This window comes from Polaribacter sp. Asnod6-C07, assembly GCF_045063625.1.
In the GTDB taxonomy this organism is placed as follows: Bacteria; Bacteroidota; Bacteroidia; order Flavobacteriales; family Flavobacteriaceae; genus Polaribacter; species Polaribacter vadi_A.
This window is the reverse complement of record NZ_JBEFOF010000005.1, coordinates 3,629,071-3,652,684: the sequence shown is the minus strand read 5'-3', so window position 1 is coordinate 3,652,684 and position 23,614 is coordinate 3,629,071. Positions and strand designations below refer to the sequence as shown.

Annotated in this window: 13 protein-coding genes and 1 pseudogene; 2 read left to right on the top strand and 12 right to left on the bottom strand. The window is 29.1% G+C overall.

The features are described from left to right. Positions 1 to 151: 151 nt before the first annotated feature. From ACJJVK_RS15930 to ACJJVK_RS15920, 3 genes are all read right to left on the bottom strand, one after another. Complete coding sequence (locus ACJJVK_RS15930) at positions 152 to 1,150, bottom strand: endonuclease (RefSeq protein WP_405567801.1); 999 nt, start codon at positions 1,148 to 1,150, stop codon at positions 152 to 154. Beyond that, complete coding sequence (locus ACJJVK_RS15925) at positions 1,151 to 3,322, bottom strand: endonuclease (RefSeq protein WP_405567799.1); 2,172 nt, start codon at positions 3,320 to 3,322, stop codon at positions 1,151 to 1,153. It lies immediately after the preceding gene. A gap of 74 nt (positions 3,323 to 3,396) precedes the next feature. After that, the gene (locus tag ACJJVK_RS15920; protein ID WP_405567796.1) at positions 3,397 to 4,608 is read right to left on the bottom strand and encodes an RsmB/NOP family class I SAM-dependent RNA methyltransferase; all 1,212 of its coding nucleotides are present in this window, start codon (positions 4,606 to 4,608) and stop codon (positions 3,397 to 3,399) included. A 633-nt stretch (positions 4,609 to 5,241) separates the two neighbouring features. Here ACJJVK_RS15920 and ACJJVK_RS15915 point away from each other — a divergent pair. After that, positions 5,242 to 11,352, top strand: a complete 6,111-nt coding sequence (locus tag ACJJVK_RS15915) for a beta strand repeat-containing protein (protein ID WP_405567793.1) — start codon at positions 5,242 to 5,244, stop codon at positions 11,350 to 11,352. A 335-nt stretch (positions 11,353 to 11,687) separates the two neighbouring features. On the opposite strand, the gene ACJJVK_RS15910 is transcribed toward ACJJVK_RS15915, so the two are convergent. Then, the gene (locus tag ACJJVK_RS15910) at positions 11,688 to 13,289 is read right to left on the bottom strand and encodes a hypothetical protein (RefSeq protein ID WP_405567791.1); all 1,602 of its coding nucleotides are present in this window, start codon (positions 13,287 to 13,289) and stop codon (positions 11,688 to 11,690) included. A gap of 170 nt (positions 13,290 to 13,459) precedes the next feature. Continuing rightward, entirely contained in the window at positions 13,460 to 15,484 is a 2,025-nt protein-coding gene (locus ACJJVK_RS15905; protein ID WP_405567788.1) for a hypothetical protein, read from the bottom strand. 850 nt (positions 15,485 to 16,334) lie between these two features. Here ACJJVK_RS15905 and ACJJVK_RS15900 point away from each other — a divergent pair. Next, positions 16,335 to 16,454: pseudogene (locus ACJJVK_RS15900) on the top strand (IS110 family transposase); the annotation flags it as partial. 159 nt (positions 16,455 to 16,613) lie between these two features. Here ACJJVK_RS15900 and ACJJVK_RS15895 read toward each other — a convergent pair. From ACJJVK_RS15895 to ACJJVK_RS15865, 7 genes are all read right to left on the bottom strand, one after another. Continuing rightward, a complete protein-coding gene (locus ACJJVK_RS15895) occupies positions 16,614 to 17,300 on the bottom strand; it encodes an SLATT domain-containing protein (protein WP_405567786.1) in 687 nt (228 codons plus the stop codon). Positions 17,301 to 17,535: 235 nt separating this feature from the next. Then, positions 17,536 to 17,976 carry an SMI1/KNR4 family protein gene (locus ACJJVK_RS15890; protein ID WP_405567783.1) on the bottom strand — a complete coding sequence of 147 codons (441 nt, stop codon included), beginning with the start codon at positions 17,974 to 17,976 and terminating at the stop codon, positions 17,536 to 17,538. A gap of 185 nt (positions 17,977 to 18,161) precedes the next feature. Beyond that, positions 18,162 to 18,755 carry a phosphopantetheine-binding protein gene (locus ACJJVK_RS15885; RefSeq protein WP_405567781.1) on the bottom strand — a complete coding sequence of 198 codons (594 nt, stop codon included), beginning with the start codon at positions 18,753 to 18,755 and terminating at the stop codon, positions 18,162 to 18,164. Between the two features lie 161 nt (positions 18,756 to 18,916). Continuing rightward, entirely contained in the window at positions 18,917 to 19,636 is a 720-nt protein-coding gene (locus ACJJVK_RS15880) for a hypothetical protein (protein WP_405567778.1), read from the bottom strand. 161 nt (positions 19,637 to 19,797) lie between these two features. After that, positions 19,798 to 21,471: a tetratricopeptide repeat protein gene (locus tag ACJJVK_RS15875; RefSeq protein ID WP_405567776.1), complete on the bottom strand. Its 1,674-nt coding sequence runs from the start codon at positions 21,469 to 21,471 to the stop codon at positions 19,798 to 19,800. Between the two features lie 188 nt (positions 21,472 to 21,659). Further along, positions 21,660 to 22,262: a hypothetical protein gene (locus ACJJVK_RS15870; protein WP_405567775.1), complete on the bottom strand. Its 603-nt coding sequence runs from the start codon at positions 22,260 to 22,262 to the stop codon at positions 21,660 to 21,662. A 211-nt stretch (positions 22,263 to 22,473) separates the two neighbouring features. Next, positions 22,474 to 23,610, bottom strand: a complete 1,137-nt coding sequence (locus ACJJVK_RS15865) for a hypothetical protein (protein WP_405567772.1) — start codon at positions 23,608 to 23,610, stop codon at positions 22,474 to 22,476. Between the last annotated feature and the right edge of the window lie 4 nt (positions 23,611 to 23,614).

The following is a 23,614-nucleotide window of genomic DNA, read 5'->3' as shown; positions in this document are numbered from 1 at the left end:
TTTAAGTAGTGTTTGCGTTTTGTTGTAAAATGCAAAAATACCTAATTTCAAATTAAAACATAAGATTAAATGAATAGTTATTCACTTACTTATAAACTAAAAAAGACGACTAGAAAAGCCGTCTTTTATGATTATTTATTGGATGTTCAAGTTATTTAACAATGATTTTTTTGGTAATACTTTTGTTATCACTATTAATTTTTAACAGATACATTCCGTTTTTAAGGTTTTGAATCTTAATTTTATTGTTAGTAAGGTTAGGAATTTTAGCTTCGTAAACTTTAGTACCAATAACAGAATACAAGGTTACAGAAGAAATATTTAAACCAACAGGAACATCAATAGTTATGCTATTTATTGATGTTGGGTTTGGATAAACTTTAATGTTACTAATAGAAGAAAAATTGTCTGTACTTAATGTAGACCAACGATTTTCTGCTGCAGTACCTCCCCAAATTATGGTAGCTAAATATGGATTGTCTATAAACGGATTTCTATTACCTTGGGTTGCTGAAATAACGTTGTTTCGTTGAATTTCAAAATCTGAAACTGGGTCTTCTTCATTCCATTGTAAAAATAAATCCAAAGAACCAATATCACTAAAAGATTCATCATATCTTAAGTTTAAGTACATAATCATTCTGGCAACATCACCTTTCCATTCATCTCCAGGAAACCAAGAAGAATTATAGTTTGCATAAGTTCCAGAACCACTTGCAAATGGGTTGTTACCTCTAGAACTGTTTATATTGGTGTCGCAAGCTCTTAAATGATGCAAATCTCCTTTTGCAGTGTTACCAATTAAAGATTGAGGGTAAACGTGTTCTGTATTAAAAGTTTGTGGAGAATAAGAATTGTTACCAGATAAATATTCTCTTTTATCTCTACTTTCTGAACTGTACATTAATACCACATTAGACGCATTGTTTAAATCGCTATCAGCATTGTATAAATAATTATGTCTTTCAGAATATTGTAAAATATTTGTATGTTTCGCAATAGTTTCTACAGCCAAATCATCAAATAAATCTGTGCCAGTTAAATTGAAATCTACATCTTTATAATAGTCTTGTAAATCTGATGGAGGTGTTAATTGTGCTATTGCACTGTAAAAACTAAGAATAGCAATTAAAAGTAATGTTTTTTTCATTTATTTTTTAATGATTTTAGTTGAATATATTTTTCCATCAACTTGAAATTGAAGAATGTAAATACCTTTTGATATTTGTTGAATGTTAATTTCTTCTGATGGATTTTGCTCAGAAACTACTTTTTTGCCTAAAACATTAGTAATACTTAGGTTTTTAATAACTTTATTGGAGTTGTTTTGTATTCTGATATAATCGTTTGCAGGATTAGGATAAAACTTAATTCCATCTAAATTAAATTGATCTGTAGAAAGAACAATGGCACTATGAGAGCCAAAATCTTCTGCATTATCTTTTGCAAAAACATCCCATTCATTTTCTAAATCGAATGTTGTGTTTGGTTGAGAAACACCACTTTTTCTACGTATAGTTTTGTCTTTTGCAAAGTTAGAAGTACCACCATTATAAGTCCCAATAATATCAATTAAAACATCATTTTTAAATAAGCCAACAGGGTCATTACCATTAAAATTTATAGGAGCTCCAAAATTTGTGTCTCCATCATGAATTTGAATAAAATCAGATTGTTCTATTAAAAATTGCCCAGCTTCTTTAACTGTTTCAGAAGTTGAAGAAGTAAATTCACCTGCAGCTTCGTTTACAATTACATAAACATCTTGCGATTTTATAATACCAGTTAGTGGTAAATTATATTCCCATTCATCACCATTTACACCTCCATTAGATTGTCTTTTTATACTGTAGATAGAGATGTCTATATCAGCATTTGTTAAGTTTACAATTTCTAATGCTTTGTTATTACTAGAACCTTCTATGTATTCTGAGAAAAATAATTCGTTAGCAACTGTAGAGCCATTTGTGGTAGATGCACTTACAGCATTAGATAAATTTGATTTATTGCCAACTTCGTCAACAGCTAAAATTTCTACTTTAAAAGTTGTAGAAGGTGTTAAGCCTGTTACTGTATACATCTCATTTTCTGAAGAGTTCACAAATAAATCATCAATATAAACCTCGTAAAAATCTATTTTTGTATTGTCTGTAGATGAAGACCAAGAAACAATAAATGTAGATTCTGTTTCATTGCTAATAGTTACATTAGTTGGTGTTGTTGGAGCTTCATTATCAGCTAAAGTAGAAACGTTTAAAGCAGTACTAGATTCTGATGAATTATTTACAATATCTTTAGCAAAAACTGTAAAACTATAATTTGTATTTGATGATAAATTTGATAATGTAACTGATGTATTTGAAGTAGCAGTAACTAAATTGCCATCAATATAAACATCATAACTTGTAACAGCTGTATTATCTGTAGCTGCTATCCAAGATAAATCTAAAGAAAAGGTAGTAACATTAGTTGTTGATAAATTTGTTGGAGCAGTAGGAGCTTCTGTGTCTGAACTGGTGTAAATTCCCCAAGAGTCTTCAGCTTTTGTGCCTCCCCAAATTCTGGTAGCTAAAATTGGATTGTCTATAAAAGGATTTCTATTTCCTTGTGCATTTTGATTGGTAGTATTTTCGTGATACGTATTTCTTTGTCTTTCAAAGTCAGAAACAGGGTCTTCAACATTCCATTGTAAAAATAAATCAATCATATCATCTGGAGTAGAGGAGTTGTCTCCAAAACCAATGTTTGTTGGCAAACAACGATCATTATATCTTACATACATATACATCATCATTCTTGCAACATCTCCTTTCCATTCATCTCCTGGATACCAACCACCATCAGTTTGAATACCAGAATTACCTGAACCAGTTGTAAATTTTCTGTTGTTTCTAGATGAGTTTCTTTGCGCATCTGCTGGTCTTAAATGATGTGCATCTGAACCTGGACCAGAATCTGATAAAGCTGGTGTACCTAAAGATTGTGAGTAAACATGTTCTCTGTTCCAATCTCCAGAACTACCACTATTATCATTAATTCCACGTTCACGATCGTTAGTTACATCTGTATCAGAACCATCTTCAAAACCATAGATTAATAATACTTGGTTGCTATTATTAGGATTTACGTCTGTTGCTTTACTTGCATCCCAAACTTGATCATAAAATAAAAACTGAGTATGAGTACTTATAATTTTTGTAGCCAGTTCTTCTTTTAAAGTTAAACCAGTTACATTTAAATTAACATCATTGTAATAGTTTTCTTGTGATAAAGTATTTAAGCTAATACTTAATACTAAAAGTAAATTGAATAATCTTTTCATTATTATGTTTTAATTTGAAATGATTTCTTTTTCAACACCACTAAATTTTTATACCAGCAATTAAAGTATAAAAACTATTTTTTTTCTAATAGAGCCATATAAAACCCGTCAAAGCCAGATTTATGAGCTAACACTTTTTTATCTTTTACAAAAGTAAAATCTTTTCCTGCTTCTGATGTTAAGAAAGTATTAACTTGATTTTGATTTTCGGATGGTAAAATAGAACAAGTAGCATAAACCATTTTTCCTCCTGGTTTTACCATTTTAGAATACTGCTGTAAAACTTCTTGTTGTACTTTTTTAATATTATCAATAAATTCAGGTTGTAATTTCCATTTAGAATCTGGATTTCTACGGATAACACCTAATCCAGAACAAGGAGCATCAATTAAAACTCTATCTGCTTTACCATGTAATTTTTTAATTGGTTTTGTAGAATCTATTACACGTAACTCAATGTTATGTGCTTTATTTCTTTTGGCTCTTACTTTTAATTTACGCAATTTACTTTCGTAAATATCCATTGCAATTACTTGTCCTTTATTTTCCATTAATGCAGATAAATGCAAAGTTTTACCACCAGCACCAGCACAAGTATCTACTACTTTCATTCCCGGTTTTACATCACAGTAAGCTGCTACTAATTGCGATGAAGCATCTTGCACTTCGAAATATCCATTATGAAAAGCTTCTGTTCTAAATACATTTGCTCTTTCTGGCAATACCAAAGCATCTGGATGGTTAGGAACAATTTCTGTAATTACATTTTCAGATCTTAATTTTTTCTGAAGAATTTCTCTTGATATATTTAATGTATTGGTTCTAAGAATAACTTTGGCTTGTTCGTTTAAAGCAGCAATTTCTTTTGTCCAAGTATCTTCGCCTAATTCTTTGGCACAAAGTTCATCCATCCAATCAGGTATAGATTCTCTAAATTTTCTAGTTTTAGATAATTCTGCAAAACGACCTTTAATTCTTCTTTCTGGTACATCACCAATTTGGTTCCAATCTGGTAATGCAATTCCTCTTAAAATACACCAAACAGAAAATAGTCTCCAAATATTATCTCTATCAAAAGGGGGTTTTACTTCTGCTATTTCTGCATATAAACGGTTCCAACGTACAATATCGTAAATTGTTTCTGCCACAAACTTACGATCTCTAGCTCCCCAACGTTTATCTCTTTTTAGTGCTTTTTCTACAGCTTTGTCTGCATAAACACCTTCGTTAAATATATCTCTAATGCTGTCTATAACAGCAAATGTTAAGTTTCTGTGTAATCTCATTTTCTCTCTACTAATGGGCTGCAAATATACATGAAAATATAAGTATCAGTGTTCTATTTTTTAAGATAAATAAATGATAATGTATTTGTTATTAATATTTTTTTTGTAAATTTGTACTACCTCAATTTATTTTAATGCAAGTTCTAGTTTTAGCCTATATTAAATTAGCTAAAAATTGTATATTAAAGTGAATAAATAAATTTAAAAGCTTTTTAGATTTACCCTACACTACATCCCCATAATTCTTAAATTAGAATTATAGTTATTTGTCTTTTTTAAACAATGTATTACCCTAATTTTTTAGCAATTTAACTATGTTTAAATACAGTTCATCTTTATTCTCTTAATAGAATAAGAATGCACTATTATATTTGTAAATAATAATACATTAAATAAATAACCCTTTTAAAGTAAACCTAAAAACCCTAAGCTAAAAAAATGAAAGTACTTCTATTTACCTCTTAAATAAAAAAACACTCAATATATACAATTGAAAACTTTTATATTTTTCATTTATAATCTATTCTTTAGATTAGGAATGGAATCATAATAACTATCGTATCTAAATTTTAAAGAGCTTAAAATTATATTCAAATTAACAATCTATCAAATAAATAAAAAAACAATTATCAAATGAAAATAAAATTACCCTTATCAATTCTTCTCATTTTTCTATTTTCTGGAATAATAAAAGCTCAAACAATGTATAATGTTGTTTTGGGGACAGATAACGTGCCTATTACAGAAGTACAAATTGAATTTAATGGAGGTACAATTACGCAAACAAGTGGAGGTATAGACCCAACACCAGTAGCTAGCCGAACTACGCTTCCAGTTTTAATGAATTATGTTAAAATTAATGATGGAGGTACTACTAAAACTCTTGATTTTTTAAATGCAAAAGGAGCTTATTTAGCCAGTAATAATTTTACCAATGCTACAGCAGGTGTAGGTATTTATACAGAAGGTACAGAAACATTAATTTCTAACGGAGTTAGTGAGTGGGAGGATGCTATGCAAGACATGGTAACAAATCGTAATGCATTAAGTTATATGTTTTATGATGGTTCTTCTAATACTCCAGCTGCTGATGACTTTGATATATACTGGTCCAAGGCTTTAACTAACGATGATTATTTAGTAGTTAGTGAAAGAGATGGGAATACTTTTTTTAGAATAATTCCTTTAGATGTTAATGGTGATCCTATAGTTACTGCAAGAGAGTTAAGGTTTGGTTTTCAAACAGGAACAACATCAAGCAATGGTAATAATAGATACGATTGGAATATAGGATATGGTTCTGCAGGTAGAAATGCTAATCAACCACAATACTTTTCAGTAGTAGACGTAGAGTTGTTTAATACTAACCAACCAATTTATGGGTTTAGAATAGATAATAATGGAGATGCTGATGTTAAGTTTTATGGTATCTCAGATGACACATTCGAAAATAATCCAACAAATCCTCTAGTGCCAGGTGTTACAGGTAATGTATTTAATGATTTGGATGGACTTACAGATAATACAGTAGATGGTACAGGTATAGATACTCCTAGTGGAACACAATTATATGCTAGTTTGGTTGATGGTTCTAATACTATTATAGATACTGTACCAATTAATAGTGATGGTTCTTATTCATTTTTAGATGATGTAGAGCCAAATACTGACTACACAATAGTTTTAAATACGAATCCTAATGGAAGTACTACTCCTAATTTACCTGTAAATTGGTCAAATACAGGAGAAAATCAAGGAACATCTGCAGGTAATGATGGAAATACAAACGGAATTATCTCAGTTTCTGTAGGTACAGAAATAGAAACAGAAGTAAATTTTGGAATTATACAATTAGGTTCAATAGGAGATACAGTTTGGTATGATGCTGATGGAGATGGAACTTTAAACGGTACAGAAAACGGTTTAGAAGGTGCAACAGTAACTTTAGATCCAGGTACTCCTGGAGATGCAAGTGATGATGTAACTACAACAACAGATGCTAATGGTAATTATTTATTTGATAATTTACCTGCTGACGATTATACAGTAAGCGTAAACACATCAACAGTTACAGGAGGTTTACCAGCTAATGTAACAACAGATGATTTAACACCAACTTATGACAATGATGGAACAGCAAGTGTAAGTAGAAGTGATGTTACTTTAGGTGCTGGAGAAGATAATTTAGATCAAGATTTTGGTTATTCATCACGTTGTTCAATTGGAGCAACAGTGGGTGTAGTAACTGCTAACGATCCAGATGCAGATGGAATTAATAATTCTTGTGATTTAGATGATGATAATGATGGAATTTTAGATGAAGATGAAGGTTGTGGAAATGCAGTATCTACTTTTCCAAATGCTACTAAAGGTTACCTTTTTCAAGGAAACCCTACAAAAGTATATTTAGTAGATTTAACTACGGGAGTTTCCACTCCGCATAAAGATTTAACATTTCAAGCAAATGCAGTTGCTGCAAATGAAGCAGATAATTTATTCTGGGCCGTAAATAGAACAGCAAATAACGTAGTTCTTATAGATCCTACAACATTTAATATTATAGAAACTTTACCAATCAGTACATCAGCTTATTCAGGTGCTTACGATCCTATTAAAAAACAATATGTTATTACAACTTCTTCAAAAGTAACAGTAATAGATGCAGATCCTAGTTCAGCTACCTATAAAACTGAAATATCTTCTTTTTCAGCAGGTGGTTTTAATGTTTCTGATATTGCTTTTAATGCCTCAGATGGTAATTTCTATGGAGTTGCAAATAATACAAGTAATTTATATAAGTTCGATACTACTAATGAAGTTTCTAGCCTTGTTGGTTCTGTAGTTAATTTACCTTCTGGTATTTACGGAGCAGTTTATAGTACTTTAGATGGTAAAATTTACTTAGGTAATAATGGATCTGGTGTTATTTACTTATTAGAATTAAGAAATGGTTTAACAGTTACAGCTTTTTCAAATGGACCAGCTTCTGGTACAAATGATGGGGCTAAAGTGTTAAATGTAGATTTAACAGGTAACCAAGTTTGTTTAGATACAGATGGAGATGGTATACCAAACTCACAAGATTTAGATTCTGATGGTGATGGTTGTTTAGATGTAGAAGAATCAGGAGGTTTAGATTTAAATAATGATGGAATTATAGATGGAACTGGTTTTGATGCTGATGGTTTAGTAACTGGTGGTACAGGAGGTTACAATGGTACAGAAGGTAAAGAAACGATTGCACATCAAATGTCAATAGATACACCTCCTTCAGATCAAACTGTAGGTACAGGTCAATCTGCTACATTTACTGTTGTAGGTTCTGCAGATATGGCAACTAATTATTTATCAGGTAATCCAGTTTATGATTCTCCAGGAAATGCTTCAGGTAGAATTTTATACCAATGGTATTTAGGAGATCCTAATAATGGAGGAACTTTATTAAATAACGCTGGTACTTATTCAGGTGTAAATACTGCATCTCTAACTATAAATCCAACTACAAACAGTTTAGATGGTAATGAGTATTATGTAAAACTAACACATTTAGATAAAGTTTGTTTAGAAGAAATTGCATCAGCAAAATTAACAGTTTTACCAGGTTCAATAGGAGATACAGTTTGGTACGATGCAAATAAAGATGGTTCTAATGTAGGTGAAAACGGATTGGAAGGAGCAACTGTAACATTAGATCCTGGCACTCCTGGAGATGCAAGTGATGATGTAACCACTACAACAGATGCAAATGGTAATTATTTATTCGATAATTTACCTCCAGGTGATTATACTGTTACAGTTGATGCAAGCACAGTAACAAGTGGTTTACCAGCAGGAGTTACAGCATCAGATTTATCAGAAACATTTGATAATGATGGAATAGGTACTGCAAATACTAGTGATGTAACTCTAGGATTAGGAGCAAATAATTTAGACCAAGATTTTGGATACTATGCACCTAGTTCAATAGGAGATACAGTTTGGTACGATGCAAACAAAGATGGTTCTAATCTTGGTGAAAACGGATTAGAAGGAGCAACAGTAACCCTAGATCCAGGAACTCCTGGAGATGCAAGTGATGATTTAACTACAACTACAGATGCAAATGGAAACTATTTATTTGATGATTTAGTTGTAGGAGATTACACAGTAAGTGTAGATTTAAGCACAGTAACTGGTGGATTTCCAGCAGGCGTTACAATTGCAGATTTAGATCAAACTTTTGATAATGATGGAACAGGAACTGCCAATACAAGTGATGTTACTTTAGTTGCAGGAGAAGATAATTTAGACCAAGATTTTGGTTATTACGCACCTAGTTCAATAGGAGATACAGTTTGGTACGATGCAAACAAAGACGGTTCTAGTCTTGGTGAAAACGGATTAGAAGGAGCAACAGTAACATTAGATCCTGGAACTCCTGGAGATGCAAGTGATGATGTAACTACAACTACAGATGCAAATGGAAACTATTTATTTGATGATCTAGTTGCAGGGGATTATACAGTAAGTGTAGATTTAAGTACAGTAACTGGTGGATTACCAACAGGCGTTACAATTGCAGATTTAGATCAAACTTATGATAATGATGGAATAGGAACTGACAATGCAAGTGATGTTACAATAGCTGATGGAGAAGATAATTTAGACCAAGATTTTGGTTACTATGCACCTAGTTCAATAGGAGATAAAGTTTGGTATGATACAAACAAAGATGGTTCTGATGTTGGTGAAAACGGATTAGAAGGAGCAACAGTAACTTTAGATCCAGGAACTCCTGGAGATGCAAGTGATGATGTAACTACAACAACAGATGTAAATGGAAATTATTTATTTGATGATTTAGTTGCAGGGGATTATACAGTAAGTGTAGATTTAAGTACAGTAACTGGTGGATTACCAACAGGCGTTACAATTGCAGATTTAGATCAAACTTATGATAATGATGGAATTGGAACTGCCAATGTAAGTGATGTTACATTAGCTGATGGAGAAGATAATTTAGACCAAGATTTTGGTTATTATGCACCAGCTTCTATTGGAGACACAATTTGGTATGATGCAGATAAAGATGGAGTTCAAGGTGTTGGTGAAAATGGTTTACCAGGTATCACTGTAACATTAGATCCAGGAACTCCTGGAGATGCAAGTGATGATATTATAACAACAACAGCTCCAGATGGAACATATTTATTCGATAATTTACCAGCTGGTAATTATACAATAACAGTAGATCCAACAACTGTAACTGCAGGAATACCTTCAGGAGTTACAGCTTCAGATTTAGTTTCTACTTTTGATGCAGATGGAATAGGAACACCTAACACAAGCGATGTAACTTTAGCTTCAGGAGAAGATAATTTAGATCAAGACTTTGGTTATGTTGGTGATAATGGATTAGGTTCTATAGGAGATACAGTTTGGTATGATACAGATGGAGATGGAATAAAAGATGCTAGCGAAGCTGGTTTAGGTGGGGCTACTGTAACTTTAGATCCAGGAACTCCTGGAGATGCAAGTGATGACCTTACAACTACAACTGATGCAAATGGAAATTATTTATTCGATAATTTACCAGCAGGAACTTATACAATTAGTGTAGATGTTAGCACTGTAACCTCTGGAATTCCTGCAGGTGAAACTGCAGCTGACTTAGTACAAACTTATGATTGGGATAGTGTTGGTACACCAAATAACAGTACAATTAACTTAGGTGCTGGTGAAGATAATTTAGATCAAGATTTTGCTTATATCGTTCCAACAGGAGGAACTTCTGGTGGAAACTCTGGAGGTGTTGAGTCTGAATCTTTAGGAGATGCAATCTCTAAAATCTACGTAGGTAGAAAAAAGAACTCTGTACCAACTCAGTTTGTAAAATCTAGTGAAAACTTATTTAACAAAACCAAGTTAAAGAAATCTCAACCTTACCAAGGTAAAGGACAAACAATGTTAGATATGTTTCCAGCTCAATTATATGCTGGTAATGTAGCAAACGTTACTTCTCCTACTGATATCTTAGATTACACAATTGCTGATGAAGTATTGTCTGTAGACTTCTCTTTAAATGGTGAAACAAAAGGTGTTGTTTTAGGTATTAAAACTTCTGATAAAATTTACAATCACACTAAAGCTTCTTGTGATCGTTTAAGAGGTGCTGAGATTTTAAACATTCAGAAAGTAGAAATTGAAGGTTATAATTTCTTAATGCAAGGAATTAAGCAAAGAAGTGGAGAAATAGAATATGCCATCTCTTTTGCAACTGCTAAGAACAATAACGATGCAAATTATACAATTCAAACAAACTGGTATGTAAATAACTATACCAAGTTTAATGATGTGTACAACTTCCAAGTATGGTCTACAAGACCAGCAGATACTCAGAAATTAGTAGCTGATATTTTAAACAACTTAAAATCTTATATTCCTGTTGCACAAACAGAAGTACAGAAGTTTCCAGAAACTTACGCTTCTAAAATCTACAGAGATAAAGGTGAGTTAGTTGTAGCATTAAGAAGTACAGAAGAAGGTAATACTGCAGATATTTCTATGGTTGAGTTATATTCTGAAACTGCAAACAACATCAAACACAGATATAATACTGTAAGTACAGAAATTCAACAAAGTTTAAGAGTTGATATTGCTGATGGTTATGAGTATGATGCTTTAATTAAAGTAGAAGATGAAGTTGAAGATGCATTTTATCATGCAGATGGTAACTGGGGCTTAGNGAAAGTCCACGATTTATAAAACAAGTTTTTCGGACAGATTTATCGTCCACCAATTCCATTAATTCGGTATAATTTAAAATTGCCTCTTGAAAGTTTCCCGATTTGAAATTCGAATTTCCAGAAGTGTATAATTCAGTCGCTTTGTTCTGCGAAAAAGTTGTTGTGGAAACTAAAATTCCAATTAAAAGTAATAATGTTTGTCTCATTGGTCTAATGTAGCATAACGTGTTTGTGTATGATTAGTTGCGTGTTTTAAGCACTAAATTTAGTAAATAAATCACAGATAGAAAGTCCGCGAGGACTTTCGTAAATTGGCTAAAACCAGCAATTAATTATACACGGTGTTAGCAGCAGTTATTTTTCAATAATATTTCTTAATAAATTAATTGTTGATATTCCTCGTTTTAAAATACTTTTAAATGATTCTATTTCCGATTTATTTTGAATTGACATTTTTTTCAAAATCTTATTATAATCAGAACTTTTTCTATGAGCAGAACCAACAGACCTAAGTTTATGTAAATCTTTAAAGAAACTGATTATTTCAGGTTGTTCTTTATTGCTCAGATTTTCAAGATATATTCTTAGTTTTTCAATTGAATTTAAACTTTTACTTTCTGTAGAAATATGATTATTAATTTCTTTAATATTAATATAATCGATAAATACTTTTGCTAAATTTAATATTAGATTATCAAATTCTGATTTATCATTTTTTAATGGAATTCTTAAAGATTTAAAACAATGAACATCATCTGAGTCAAAATCTGTAAAAAGTTTAAATCCAAATGTGTTATTCCATTCTTTGTTGATATTTATATATTCGTTTTTAAATTTTAAATCTTCAATTTCTGGTTCAACATATTCGCTTAAAAAATCTATTTGGAATTTTCTTTTACTAATTCCCTGTTTAGGATTTATGTTAAAACTTTTCCAATACAATTGTTCTTCATAAGGAATAGTTCTTAAATCACCTAAATATACTATAATACAATCGTCAATATTATTATCAATATCTAAGCGCCAAGAACCTTTTAGTTTAACACTATTGTCTTCTATTGAAAATCTATTAGGATTTTGAAAATATTTTGTTAAAACATCTCTTGAAAAAGAAATAGGTGTGAAATAACCGTATTTATCTTGTTCATTGTCGAATTTACTTTTGTTGCAGTTTTCTAATATTGGAATTCCTAAATCTAAGTCTAAAGCAACAATGAATGAACAACTTTCTTCATTTTCACTTTCTTCGTAATCGGTTTTTATATCAAGATTTTTATAACCTTCAATAATACATTTAGCTAATAGTCTAGAATTAATTTTTTTATTAGGATTATTAGACCAAGTTGATTTTTGAAAATCAATATTATAGCAATATTGATTAGTAGTTTTGTGAAAATAATCTTCTTCTTTTAAGTTATAATCTTCTAAATTACTAGCAGAAAATCTAAAATCATCAATTTGTATTCCTAAAATGAATTTTTTAGCAAACAAAAATTTTCTTAAAGAATCTGTTTTGACTTTTATTTCTTCACTTGTGAATTTGACAATTACAGTTTCTTTTGAATATAAATCGACAGAAATATATTCATTGTTTTTTTCATCAAAATACAAGTTATAATAAAGTCTAAACTCCTCAATTAATTCAATTTTTGTAGGATATATTTTATTATAAAACCTCTGAAAGATTATAGGTTCATATTTGCTTTCTATACCCCATCTTTGATATTCAGGTTTTTCTCCGAATGCGTGAACAAATTCAGGTTTAAATTGTGTTGAATTTAAAGTCCAGCTAGAATGTTCTAAAAAATTATTTCTTAAGTTTTCAGGGAAAATAATGGCGAAAATATTTTCTTCATTTTCATCATCTCTTATATTCTTATAAATTGTTGTCCATTCGTTGGTTCTTTTTTCTTTTTTTAACCAATCGATTTTGTCTTCGAATAAGAGTTTGTTCATTTTATAAGAGTGGTTTTTTATTGCTGCTAACGTTGTTGTATATGGTTTGTTGCGTGGTTTAAGCACCTAATTTAGCAAATAAAAACCGAATAGAAAATCCGTGAGGATTTTCGTAAGTAGGCTAGAACTAGCAATAAATTATATACGGTGTTGTCTATAGTACTTTGTTCTTAAGCAAAAAGTTTATCGAAAAATGCACTATGTCTATTTTGTGCTATATCTAATAACTTTCTGAATGTCATAACTTCTATATGTAAATTTAATTCAGATTGTATTTTGTAATAAGTTCCAAATGGTGTTTTTTTCCATCCTTTTCCTTTATTATATTTTTCTAATTGAGATGGAATAACATCTAAAACTATAAAACCAAATTTTGGTGTGTTTTCTGTTATTATGACTTGATTTCCTTTATAGTTCTTCTTGTCTTGTTTATATAGAAATTCATCAAAATATGGTTCAACTAAATCTGAAAATTCCCATCTATAATCTCCTTTGTTTTTTTGATGGGCAATTTCTCCTGGTCGTTTAAATTCAAAAATAACCATTGAGTTAACTTCTCCTGAATTTCGATTCCCAAAACTAATTGGGTTTTCAAACATATCTGCGCTATCTGTAAGAAGTAAATCAGGTTCTTTACGACTTTTCTTTTGTGAAAATGAAGTAATTGATTTGTCAGAAGCAATAAATTTATAATTAATAAATCTTTCGTCTAAAAGCCAAAGATTATGGTTTTCGTATGAGGTTTCATTATTAGTTAAACCCATAGGAAAGATTATATTATGTACATCTTCTTCTAATTTATATTTTCCTTCTTCGTCTGCATCTAAAAACTTTTCAAATAATTGAATTATAGCTCTTCGTCTAGTCATATAATCTGCTAAACTATCGATGTCATAAGCTGTTTTTTCCCTTATGTCGTCTTTAATTTTTTCAATTGATTCTTCGTTGATTTGTTTATTGGAAATAAATTTTTCAATATGGTTTTCAACTTTTTTTCGAGCAGAATATGATATTTTATATAAATGTTCTTCAAGTTTATCTTCTGATAGATTTGGTGGAATAGCATCTAAAATAGCGGGATTTTTTAAAAAACTTCTATACCTAGGTGCATTATCAATTATATAGTTTTCTATTTGTTTTTGGCTTTTAATTTTAGACTCTTTTACAAATTGGTCATATTCATCTTCTAAAATTTCTGTCAAATTTTCTTCAATATCTTGAAATGCGATAATTTCATTATTGTGAAAAAGTAGATTTTCATTTTCTTTTGGAATATTAAATCCATTTCTAGTGCTAAATGCTTTTTGATTTAAGAATTCAGAAACAACATAAACATCTAAAAAATATAGATTACCATTTTTAGAAATAGGATAATTAAATAAACTATTAAAATTTTTAATATTTTTTGGATTTCCAACTACTCGAGAATTTGCACAGTAATAAACATAATTGTTTTTCCTGTTCCCTTCTTTTAGTGTTTTTGTAATATAAATTTTAAAAGGTTTGTTTTTGACTTTAAAACTTCTCTCTTTTTCTTTAGAAACTTTTGCAAATAAATCATTTATATATTCAGCTTCTTTTTCATCTTCGTCATAAACAACGATACTTGGCAAGGAATCATTGAGGTAATAGATTAAACAATGTTCCATTATTTTTTCTGAAATCTGTAATAAAGATAAAGCTGATTTTTCCTTTATGATTTCATTAAAACAATTACTTAACTCAACTGTCGTTTTATATTCTTTAACTTCAGATTTTTCAAACTTTAAAGGTTTAAGTTCATCATCTGAATTAAATTCAAATTCTCTATAATTCCATTGTCCATTTTCAAAATAATTACTTCTTGTTTTAAGATTCTCAAAAGCAGCAAGTACTGTAAAACGACCAATTCCTTTACATCCAAATTCCTTATTTATTTTAGAAAAAGGTGTTTCAAAAGATTTGTAGTTCTTTTCGTTAAAACCGATTCCATTATCCGTAATAATTATACTTTTAATGGTGTTAATATTATTCAGGTTTGTTTGTTTAGGTGAACTTCCTCTTTGAATTTTAACCTGAATTACTTTTTCATTAAATGGTTTATCTGATTGTTGTAAACTAATAACGGAATTTACAATACATTCCATCATTGGCAATAGAACGTCATCAGCTGTTAAATCAACGGTTTCAACAATATTTTCTACAGGTACAATCATTCTTTTGAGTTCTTATTTGGTATTATAGACAACGTTGTTGTATAAAGAAAGTTGCGTTTTTGCGTGCGAGGAATTTCCGTAGGAAATTCAGAAGTAGCAAAAAATGCAACTAACTTTGGTTAAGCACTAATTTAGCAATTTTTTTTATACGGTGTTGCAAGTAGTAGTTTATTTTCAGTTTATAATTCCGTTTTATTTTACTTTTCCGATTTTTAAAATTTAGACTATAAACGACAATTTCTAAGTTTTCAATTCTAATTTTCAGAGTTTGAGTGATTTCCTATTATTATAAATTTTCAAAGTCTTTTATGAGTAAAGAACTATTCCAAAAGTTAGAATAATATTCCAATTGGTAACATAATTAGATAATAAAGAATGTAAATTCTTAAGAAGTAATCAAAATTCAAGATTTCAGATTTGTTAAGAAAACTATTTTTTTTCTGCTCTATATTAAACCAACTATAAAGAATTACTCCAGAAACAAATATTCCCAAACTCATTGATATTATTAAACCTAATAATAATTCCAAAAAAGACATTTCCACATTATTTTGATTATTGAAATTCAAATTGTAAATAATGTAGAATAAAAATATTCCGATTATTGAAAATGTTTTGATTTTCTGATTTTCAAGTTTTTTCCAAATTATGTTTTCTGAAAAAAAAGTTTTCATTTATGCTTTATATTTTAAGAATCTGAGTGGTTTCCGCTATTACTTGCAACGCTTCTGTATATGGTTTGTTGCGTGATTAAGCACCTAATTTAGCAAATAAAAACCGAATAGAAAATTCGCGAGAATTTTCGTAAGCAAGCTAGAACTAGCAATAAATTATATACTTTGTTATGCGGAAGAGTAAAAAGTTAGCATTAATTGCCGTTTCAAACAAGTTATTAAAACAAGCATTTGCGATTGCAAAATCAGGCAAGCCCTATGATGCAAATCATATATCAGTATTAAAAACTGAATAAAAAAATAAAAGATAATAATGATAATTATAGCTTGTTGAATTGGAAATAAATCGACTAAAGGAGATTTATTCTACTTCAACAATGCCAGAAAACTATTGCCTAAATTTAATGAAGAATTTATTTGTTTTTTAACTCAGTTCTTTGTTAGGTATAGTTTTTTTATTCCGTAATCTCAATATTATTTTCAATATCTAAATCATTTTTTTTAGTATTCGTCTCCTTGATTAACACTATTGAGGTTATTAATATTATGGGAACAATTATAATAAGAAAATGATATAAAAATTTAGTGTTAAAATATATTATTGCTTGGTTTTTTAATACGTACCCGTAATTAATTTTGAAATCTTTTTTCTTATTAATTTTATATTGAGCATAATCAACTTCCTCGTGATTTTCGTATTTATCTAAAATTTTGTCATATTCATCTTGTAAAGGATTGAGTATTTTCAGGTCATTAAAATCCCCATCTTTATTTGTTGCTAATATCATTTTAAGTTTGCTATAAACTTTACCAATTTCTAAACCACAATTATGATAATCTTTAGCTTTAACATTATAGTTCTTTGTGTTTTCAAAAATACTTAAAACTAAGAATAGTATTGAAAGAATTAATGTCCAAGAAGTTATTATTTTAGATTCAATTAAACTATCAAAACTTCCAGTTAGTGAATATATACTTATGGCAATTACTTCAAAAGATAGAAATGCAATAGTGAAGCTTGATAATCTGTAAGATTTCTTACATCTTTCATCTGCAACAAATCTTGCTCCTTTAGTCGACCACATTTTAAATGCTAAATTATGACCTGCGCTTACTCTCCTTTTTTCTTTTGTACTGTACATTTTTTTCTTTTGACTAACAATTTTATAGTGTTATGAAAATCAATTGTTAGTGTTTTTTTTGATTTTCAGAGTTTTTTTTTCGTAAAAGTGAGTAATTATACCTAACGTTGTTGTGTAAGGTTTGTTGCGTAAATTTAGCTAAAAATAACTAATAAAACCAGACTTTTAAGCTTGCGAGGTTTTTCGCCAGAAAAACCTTAAAAAGCAATAAATTTTACACGGTGTTAGCTGTAGTTTATTTTATTCCGAGTTCTTCTTGCCATTCATAAAGTCCTCCGTTTTCAAATACATCTCCTTTTAAAAATCGTTTTAAAAATTCCACAAAAGATGATGTCAATTTTTTTTCAGGATAACTTCCATTAAATATTTCATATTCTCCAATTTTCGAAATTCTAATTCCCCACATATCTGAGTAAATCATATATTCAGAAAAGTAAAACCAATTCTTTCCATAATCTTTTTGATATTCCGTTATTTCAGAAAGCGGAGTAATATTAAATATATCTTCAGTACAACCAAATCCGTTACAGATTAAATAGAATTCTTTCAAATCGTTTGGTAGTTTAAATCCAATTTCATTTTCAAAGTCAATAATTTCAGAATGAGTAGCAGGTTTATTTATTTCAATTCCGTTTTCCTTATGTTTTCTGACTATTAAGTCTATTAATTCTTTCATACAAACGATATGGTTTAGGAGTTCGATTTTATTACAGCTAACGTTGTTGTATATGGTTTGTTGCGTGTTTTAAGCAACTAATTTAGTAAATAATTACGGACAAAGAAAGTCCGCGAGGACTTTCGTAAGTAGGCAAGAAGCCAGCAATAAATTATATACGGTGTTGGCAAATCGTTTTTTATTATTTAATCAATTCCTAAATCGTTCGTAATTGAGTGTTCTAATTTTATTTCACTAATTGGAATTCCTAAATTTCTGTTTATTATTCCGATTATAATTCGTTCAATCTCGTATTTGTTTGTGATTTTTTTTATATCAATCAGTTTTTCCTGATTCAAAGCGATTGTCCAATCAATTAATTCACGTATTGTTCCGCTTGAAACTGGTGTTGTTCGTTTTATGGTTTTAATTCCAAATATTTTGACGTGAGAACCTAATTTTGGATTGAAATCAAGTGCAACCAATTCAGGTAATTCAAGTCCGATTTCTGTTTTCAATAGGTGCCAATTTTCTTTCAATTCTGTTTGAGAGAGTAATTCCGTTATTTTTGTATCGGGTTTAATTTCTTTATCGGTCAGTTTTAGATTCCGAACTGCTTTTCTGATTCGGTAAAACACGATTTGTGTCAGACATTTGTCATTCGGATTTGTAATGATTTTGCTGTAAACAGAATCTACAAAATTTTGAACGGTATATATTTTTTCCGCTTCGGAATCCTCAATTTGAATTCCAAATTTGTCCTCAACTGACATCAATAATTCTACTGAATCTAATCCCATTATCGGTTCGTTTTAAATGTTTGCCAACGTGTTTGTGTATGAAAAGTTGCGTTTTTGTAAGCGAGGATTTTCCGTAGGAAAATCAGACGTAACAAAAGTGCAACTAACTTTATTTAAGCACTAATGTAGCATTTTTTTATACACGATGTTGGCAGTAGTTTTTATTTTCCTACCATTCCTAATTCGTTTTTTATATCAGTTCGTTCAGTCAATTGAGTTGGATTTATGCTCCAATTTCCCGCTATTTTCATAACAAGTTCTTCGTCTGCATAATCCAAATCTTCTCTGTCAAAATATTCGTCTGATTTTGCCTCTTCGGAAAGTGAATTAAATAACTTTAGTCCTTTTTCTGGTTCAGTCGGATTTCCAAATACTTTTATGTTTTCCATACTTTCTCCAACGTAAGAATATATTCTTTCCATTTTTCCATTAACAGATTTCATCCAGTTATGATATTCAACAACTCTGTGTGTTCCGAAAAAATGAGCTTCTCCAAATTCAGAACTTAATTTGTTAAGCACTTTCTCTAGCTTTTCAATACTTTCCTTGTTATCTCCAAGTGGCAATCCCATTCCAACTGCTAAAGTCCAATCTCCAATTTGAGGTGTTATAAATACGCTATTTTCGTACGCATTTTCAATTCCGCTTGTCCAATTAGAAGGTTTTACATTTTTTAGTCCAAGTATTTTTGATAATTCCGATTTATTATCTGTTTTTACAGCAATCCAAACTATTTTATAACCAAAATCAATCGGTTTGTCTTGTTCTGACAGAATTTTTTTTGGTTCAGATTTGTATTCAACTGTCGCTCCATTTCTTTTAGCATACCAAACAGATAATGCAATAAATGCTACAATTCCTGAAATAATTAATATTTTCATTTTGTTCGTTTGTTCGGGTTTTTCTTAAATTACTGCCAACGTTGTTGTATATGGTTTGTTGCGTGTTTCAAGCAACTAATTTAGTAAATAATTACCGACCAAGAAAGTCCGCGAGGACTTTCGTAAGTAAGCAAGAAGCCAGCAATAAATTATATACGGTGTTACCTGTAGCCGCCTATGACTATACTTTTTACATTAAAAAGCAAGTTGTTTTCATTAGTGTGAAACTTGAAATTAAGAGTTATAGATTTAATATAATGTTTTTTCGCCTTATCTTTCAAGTTAAATTTTTCTAATAATAGTTTTGCATAATTGAATTGTAATTTAGAATTATTGGGGTTTACAGCAATCCCTTTTTCAAAATATTTTCTTGATTTATTTGGAAATTCATCTTTTAATAAAAATCCAATTCCATTATATGGTTCTGCATAATTTTCATCAAACTCAATTGCTTTCAAATAATGATGTTTAGCAAGTTCTTTTTGGTTTAAATGATGTTGGTAAAGGTTTCCAAGATTATTAAGGGTTATTGAATCTTTAGGGTTTATTTTATTAGCCTCATTATAGTAAAAGGCAGCAGCTTCATAATCTTTAAAAGCGTTTTTCAGCAATACTGCTAAATTGCAATGTGCTTGAAATTTTTTTGGATTTAATTTAATAGAACTCTCATATTGTTTTTTAGCTTTTTCAAATTTAAAAAGATTTAAATGAAGTAAATTAGCAAAACTATAATGTGTATTAGAAAGTTCAATTGGGTTTTCAAATTTTAAATTTAAAGCTTTTTCAAAATGTATTTTAGCTTTTAAGTAATTCCTTTTTTTTGATAAAAAGAGTGCATAGTTTGAATGGATTAAACTAGATAAATCGTTTTTTTCTATACTTAATAAATAATTTTTTTCTGCATTTACATAATCTTTCAATTTTTCGTCATACAATAGAGCTAAATTTGAATAGGCTAAATCTTCTTCAGGATTTATTTCAATTGCTTTATTATAAGAATTTATAGCTTCTTGGAATAAACCTTGTTTATTATAACAAATTCCGATGTTATTATAAATTGTTGATACACCTATATTTTCTGCATTACTTTCTATTAGTTTGAGATATACTTTCTCGGCTTTTTTATATTTTTTTTCTTCTAAATATAAATTTGCTTTTAAAAAATATAAATTACCATTTTTTGGATACTTTTCAAGTAGATTATCAATTTCTATTTCCCTTTGAGATAGGTTTGGAATTTTAATTAATTCTAAAGTCAAGGCTATTATATCATCTTTTAATATACCAATATGTTCTATAATTGGCTTGTAGTTTGAGTCATTAAGTTCTTCAAATGATTTGGCGTTTAAATCTTTAATTTTTGAAATGAAAAATGATATTGATTTTCTGATTTCTGTGAAATGATTAATACTTTCTATGATTTCATTAATATTTGCTAAACTATTTAATTCTCTTAAATCATTGTTAAGTAACTCAATTTCATTCTCCCAATATTTTATTATTTCTATTTGTTCTTTAGGTTTAAAAATTTTTGTTTTTGGTAAAATAATTGGCAATATTTTTTTTTCAAAATTTTTATCTTTTAATAATTCTAAAACTTCATACATACAGTTTGGAGAATTCAGATAAGAATTACTTATTAAAAGAATTGCAAAATCTTCATTGCAAATTCTTTTCATAAATTTTGTTATACTGTCTTTGTAATTCATATTGAAATCACGAATAACTTTAATTCCAGCATCTTTCAAGTCCTTTTCTATTTTTTCTGCTTTTTCAAAATCCTTCCAAGAATATGAAAGAAAAATAGTAGGTATGTGTTTTTCTTTTGTTGACATTATCTTTCTTTTAGTAGCAAAATGTGTTTTTAGGTTACAGGTAACGTTGTTGTGTTATGGAAAGTTGCGATTTTGTCAACGAGGAATTTCCAGCGGAAATTCAGAAGTTGGCAAAAACGCAACTGCCTTTTGATTTAGCCAAAAACCAGCAATTTTTTATACACGGTGTTAGCAAATGTAATTTTCTTTTATTTCGTAAACTTTATCGCATTCGCTTTTTTTCCACGCTCATAAATAATCGCTGAAATTTGTTTTTTCCTAAATTTCTTATCCATTTTTTTAGCAAATTTCATTAAATCTTGTTCAATACTATTGTTAATTAAACCTCCTGTTAATGCAGATTTCCATTTTATTCCACCACCAATTGTTTTTACAAATTCATATTCAGTTATTGGCTCGCTCATAACAAAAAACGGAATTCCTTCTATTTTTTGAACAATAGCAATTCTGTCATTTTCATCTGTTTTTTCATCTGTAAACTTAATAGCTGTCATTTGTTTCCCATTAGAATAAATAATTGCGTCAAAGTCAATGTTTTGGTCTTTGTATTCTTTCGCTAATTTTTTAATATACTTTGTAACTTTTGTAGCTATACTTTCGTTAATTAAACCACCTGTAATTGCTGAACCCCATTGAATTCCTTTTCCACCACTTTTCAAAGTTTCATATTCTCTAACTGGTTCAGCCAATAAATAAACTTCAATTCCATTTACTTTTTGCACTTTAGATTTTTGTTGTGCAAAACAGTTCATTCCGATTAATAATACTAATCCTAATAATACTTTTTTCATACTCATTCCTTTTTTTAATTTATAATTTTTTTTAATATTCAAACTTTAATTTTTAGAGTTTCAGTTTTATATTTGCTAACGTTGATGTATATGGTTTGTTGCGTGTTTCAAGCAACTAATTTAGTAAATAATTACCGACCAAGAAAGTCCGAGAGGACTTTCGTAAGTAGACGAAAAGCCAGCAATAAATTATATACGGTGTTAGCAAAAGTTATTTTTTCAGTTTGTAAATAAACATATCTGTTCCTGTACTGTTATTTGGTAAATCAAAATCGCCTGTTCTTGAATCTGTTAAACCTACTACATAATAATGATTATTTGATTCGTAAGCAATTCTAAAATTATTATAATTATTTACACCTAAAAGTCTTTGAGAACTAATATTTAAATTTGAATCAAGAATTGTTAAATGAGTTCTGATTGAGTTAGTTGATTCTTTATAATTTCCAACAATTGCGATATTTTCGGAATTATTTAGAAATAGGTTTCCTATATAATTTTTTTCAAAGTTATTATTTGCTATTTCTATACTATTTTCATTAAATAATTTCAATTCTATATTACCTTGTCTTTTGTCTGAAGTTATTAATATATTTCCGTTTTTAAAAACTTTGTTCAATCCGTAAAATATATTTCCTTCAGGGGTATCGAAATTTATGGTATTTAATAAATTATTTTGACTAAATATTTTAAAATTATAATTTTCATAAGAAAAATTACTATTTCTAACAAAACCTGAAGCACTTGATATGTAGATTTTGTCATTTTTCAAAATTGAATTAGTATTATTAGGTTCTACTATTTTTGAATCTATATTAATTGTCTCTAATATTTCTCCTGAAATTGAATATTTTTTTAAAACTACACCATCCAAATGATGTCTCGTTAAAATAAAACCTTCGTCACTTTTTTGAACAGAATCATAAAGTTCATTAATAATTATAGGTTTTTTTTCTAAAAAGTTTCCTTCTAAATCAAATACCATAAGATTAAATTCTCCATTATATAGATAAAGAAAATTCAATTTGTTATTTATAATTGAAGTTATACTAAAACCAGGATAATTATATAAAGGAATTTCTTTAGTCCATTCTATTAAACCTTGTCTATTAATTTTACTTAATTTATTAGACTGTCCGTGAATAAAACTTTGGTCATTTGCTTCATCATCATTATAAAATATATAAAATTCATTATTATATTCTATTGTATTTATTGGACTTGATAATGGAATTAGTAAAACATATTCTCCTATATTTAAATTATTGTTTCTATTTAAATTATCTGCTTCGTTCGAGCAAGAAGTTAATATAATTCCAATAAAAAATAATATAGTCATTTTTTTCATAATA

What these genes read in the sequence shown, in the direction of transcription:
- ACJJVK_RS15930 (WP_405567801.1), bottom strand. Translation starts at nt 1,150, where the DNA reads ATGAAAAAAACATTACTTTTAATTGCTATTCTTAGTTTTTACAGTGCA.
- ACJJVK_RS15925 (WP_405567799.1), bottom strand. Translation starts at nt 3,322, where the DNA reads ATGAAAAGATTATTCAATTTACTTTTAGTATTAAGTATTAGCTTAAAT.
- ACJJVK_RS15920 (WP_405567796.1), bottom strand. Translation starts at nt 4,608, where the DNA reads ATGAGATTACACAGAAACTTAACATTTGCTGTTATAGACAGCATTAGA.
- ACJJVK_RS15910 (WP_405567791.1), bottom strand. Translation starts at nt 13,289, where the DNA reads ATGAACAAACTCTTATTCGAAGACAAAATCGATTGGTTAAAAAAAGAA.
- ACJJVK_RS15905 (WP_405567788.1), bottom strand. Translation starts at nt 15,484, where the DNA reads ATGATTGTACCTGTAGAAAATATTGTTGAAACCGTTGATTTAACAGCT.
- ACJJVK_RS15895 (WP_405567786.1), bottom strand. Translation starts at nt 17,300, where the DNA reads ATGTACAGTACAAAAGAAAAAAGGAGAGTAAGCGCAGGTCATAATTTA.
- ACJJVK_RS15890 (WP_405567783.1), bottom strand. Translation starts at nt 17,976, where the DNA reads ATGAAAGAATTAATAGACTTAATAGTCAGAAAACATAAGGAAAACGGA.
- ACJJVK_RS15885 (WP_405567781.1), bottom strand. Translation starts at nt 18,755, where the DNA reads ATGGGATTAGATTCAGTAGAATTATTGATGTCAGTTGAGGACAAATTT.
- ACJJVK_RS15880 (WP_405567778.1), bottom strand. Translation starts at nt 19,636, where the DNA reads ATGAAAATATTAATTATTTCAGGAATTGTAGCATTTATTGCATTATCT.
- ACJJVK_RS15875 (WP_405567776.1), bottom strand. Translation starts at nt 21,471, where the DNA reads ATGTCAACAAAAGAAAAACACATACCTACTATTTTTCTTTCATATTCT.
- ACJJVK_RS15870 (WP_405567775.1), bottom strand. Translation starts at nt 22,262, where the DNA reads ATGAAAAAAGTATTATTAGGATTAGTATTATTAATCGGAATGAACTGT.
- ACJJVK_RS15865 (WP_405567772.1), bottom strand. Translation starts at nt 23,610, where the DNA reads ATGAAAAAAATGACTATATTATTTTTTATTGGAATTATATTAACTTCT.